Source organism: Sulfitobacter sp. HI0129, from assembly GCF_001635395.1.
Taxonomy (GTDB): Bacteria; Pseudomonadota; Alphaproteobacteria; order Rhodobacterales; family Rhodobacteraceae; genus Sulfitobacter.
In genome coordinates, this window is sequence record NZ_LWGH01000490.1 from 1 (window position 1) to 3,602 (window position 3,602).

General features: G+C 68.3%; 2 protein-coding genes. Both read left to right on the forward strand.

The features are described 5' to 3' along the window. On the forward strand, nucleotides 1–2,954 hold a 2,954-nt coding region (gene putA / locus A3764_RS13440; protein ID WP_067951663.1), incomplete at its 5' end, for a bifunctional proline dehydrogenase/L-glutamate gamma-semialdehyde dehydrogenase PutA. Nucleotides 2,955–3,050: 96 nt separating this feature from the next. Next, the coding region (locus tag A3764_RS13445; protein WP_067951664.1) for a rhomboid family intramembrane serine protease at nucleotides 3,051–3,602 on the forward strand (552 nt) is incomplete at its 3' end.

Consider the following 3,602-nt stretch of genomic DNA (forward strand, 5'->3'; position numbering starts at 1 on the left):
CCGGCTCGCCCAGCCGCGCCATGAAGGAGATGGGCCGCCAGTTCGTGCTGGGCGAAACCATCGACGCCGCGATGGATCGCGCCCGGGGCATGGAGAAGAAGGGCTATACCTACAGCTACGACATGCTGGGCGAGGCCGCGCGCACCGAGGCGGACGCCAAGCGCTATCACCTGAGCTACAGCCGCGCCATTTCGGCCATCGCAACCGCCTGCACCCATGACGATATCCGCCGCAACCCCGGCATTTCCGTCAAACTGTCGGCGCTGCATCCGCGCTATGAACTTGCCCAGCAGGACGCGGTGATGACCGACCTCGTGCCGCGTCTGCGCGCACTGGCGCTCTTGGCGAAATCCGCCGGCATGGGCCTCAACATCGATGCGGAGGAAGCCGACCGGCTGGCCCTGTCGCTGGAGGTGATCGAACGGGTGATGTCCGAACCCGCGCTGGCGGGGTGGGACGGTTTCGGCGTCGTGGTGCAGGCCTATGGGCCGCGCGCGGGCCGGGTGATCGACACGCTTTACGACATGGCCCAGAGGCACGACCGGCGCATCATGGTGCGGCTGGTGAAGGGCGCCTACTGGGACACGGAGATCAAGCGCGCGCAGGTCGAGGGGGTGGATGGCTTCCCCGTCTTCACCCAGAAGGCGGCGACGGATGTCTCCTACATCGCGAACGCGCGCAAGCTGCTGGACATGACGGACCGCATCTATCCGCAGTTCGCCACCCACAACGCCCATACGGTGGCCGCGGTGCTGCACATGGCCGAGGACCCCGAAAGCTTTGAATTCCAGCGGCTGCATGGCATGGGCGAGACGCTGCACAATATCGTGATGAAGCAGAACGGCACGCGCTGCCGGATCTATGCGCCGGTGGGCGCGCATCGCGACCTGCTGGCCTACCTCGTGCGGCGGCTGCTGGAAAACGGCGCCAACTCCAGCTTCGTGAACCAGATCGTGGATGAGGACGTGCCGGCTGAGGTGGTGGCCGCCGACCCGTTCGAGTTGATCGGCAGCCAGCACAACAGCCCTATCGCCCGGGGGCCGGAGCTGTTCCAGCCGCTGCGGGCCAATGCGGCGGGGTTCGATCTGGCACATGTGCCGACCCTGCGCGCGGTGGAGGAGGCGCGGGAGCCCTTCCGCAACCATGAATGGTCGGCGGGCCCCTTGCTGGCGGGTGACGCGGCGCCGGAGGCGGCGGTTGCCGTCACCAACCCGGCGCGGCCCGGCGATGTGCCGGGTCATGTGCGCCCTGCCTCTGCCGCGGATGTGGAAACCGCACTTTCCGCTGCTGCACCTTGGCTCGCCCCGCTGACGACGCGGCGGACCGCCCTGCTGAAGGCCGCGGATGCGCTGGAGGCACGCTATGGCGAGATCTTTGCCCTGCTTGCGCGGGAGGCGGGAAAGGGCCTGCCCGATTGCGTGGCCGAATTGCGCGAAGGCGTGGATTTCCTGCGCTACTACGCGGGTCAGGCCACCGGGGAGCCGCCGGCGGGCGTCTTCACCTGCATTTCGCCGTGGAACTTCCCGATGGCGATTTTCACCGGTCAGATCGCCGCGGCCCTTGCGGCGGGCAACGCGGTGCTGGCCAAACCGGCGGAACAGACGCCGCTGATCGCCGATCTGGTGGTGCGGGTGCTGCATGAGGCGGGAGTGCCGCGCGATGCGCTGCAACTGCTGCCGGGCGGGGGCGAAGTGGGCGCCGCACTGGTATCCGACGCGCGCATCGGCGGCGTGGCCTTCACCGGCTCGACCGCGACGGCGCTGAAGATCCGCGCGGCCATGGCCCGACACTGCAGGCCGGGCACGCCGCTGATCGCCGAGACCGGCGGGCTGAACGCGATGATCGTGGACAGCACGGCGCTGCCGGAGCAGGCGGTGCAGGCCATCGTCGAAAGCGCGTTCCAATCGGCGGGCCAGCGCTGTTCCGCGCTGCGGTGCCTTTATGTGCAGCGCGACATCGCGGAGGATTTCATCCGCATGCTGACGGGCGCGATGGAAACCCTGCGCATGGGCGACCCATGGCGGCTGAGCACGGATGTAGGCCCCGTCATCGACGAGGCGGCGCGGAAGGGAATCGCGGATCATATCGACGCCGCGCGCCGGGATGGCCGCATCATCGCCGAGCTGAAAGCGCCGGAAGAGGGCACCTTTATCGCGCCCACCATCATCCGGGTGACGGGAATCGCGGATCTGGAGCGGGAGATCTTCGGCCCCGTGCTGCATGTGGCCACTTTCGCCTCGGACGAGCTGGACGCGGTGATCGACGCGATCAATGCCACGGGCTACGGGTTGACCTTCGGGCTGCAGACGCGGATCGACGACCGGGTGCAGCATGTCTCCGAACGGGTGGAGGCGGGCAATATCTACGTCAACCGCAACCAGATCGGGGCCATCGTGGGCAGCCAGCCCTTCGGCGGCGAGGGCCTGTCGGGCACCGGCCCCAAGGCGGGCGGGCCGCATTACCTGCTGCGCTTTGCCCAGACCGACCGGCAGAGCACCGAAGACGCATGGCCCGCCGGGTCGGAGGCCCCCCTGCCCCGCCTGCCACGCCAGAGCGCGCGGATCATCGAGGCCGTTTCCATGCCGGGGCCGACGGGGGAATCGAACCGCCTTTCCACCCTGCCCCGCCCGGCGCTTTTGTGCATGGGACCGGGGGCGGAGACGGCCCGGGCGCAGGCCCGCGCGGTCGAAGCGCTCGGCGGGGAGGCCGTGATCCCCGAGGGCGCGGTCGCGCCCGAGGCGCTGGCAGAGGGCCCGAGTTACGGCGGCGTGCTGTGGTGGGGCGACGCGGAGACCGCGCGCCGCATCGACATTGCCCTGTCCGAACGGCCCGGCCAGATCGTGCCGCTGATCCCGGGGATGCCGGATGTTGCACGCGTCCGGGCGGAGCGGCATGTCTGTGTCGACACTACCGCATCAGGGGGCAACGCGGCCCTGCTGGGCCAGATGGCCTGACCCGGGCGGATGGGCTGACAGCCCAGACTCCACGAGGCCCCGGCGGCGACACCGGGGCCTCTTGACCCGGGTGCCAGGATCGCACAGCTTCGCGCCATGTTCCCCATCCGCGACCATAATCCGTCAGGGCGCACGCCCTATGTCACCTATGCGCTGATGGCGGTGAACATCGCGATCTTCCTCGGCTACGTGGGGCTTTTCGCGAACGAGCGGGCGATCAACCTGTTCTTCTACGACTGGGCGCTGATCCCGGGCCGGGTGACGGCGGGCGAAGGCTTCGGGGGGCTCTTCACCTCCATGTTCCTGCATGGCGGCTGGCTGCATCTGGCGGGCAACATGCTGTTTTTGTGGATCTTCGGCGACAATGTCGAGGATGAGATGGGCCATGGCCGCTATCTGCTGTTCTACCTCGCCTGCGGGGTGCTGTCGGGCGTGGCGCATGTGCTGTCGGCGCCTTTTTCGCCGGTGCCTACGGTGGGCGCCTCGGGGGCGATTGCGGGGGTGATGGGGGGCTACCTGTTGCTCTTTCCCAAGGCCAAGGTGGACATCCTGTTCATCTTCATCGTCTTTTTCCGGATTTTCCCAATCCCCGCATGGATCATGCTGGCAGTGTGGTTCGGCATGCAGTTCATCGGCGGCGTGGGTGCT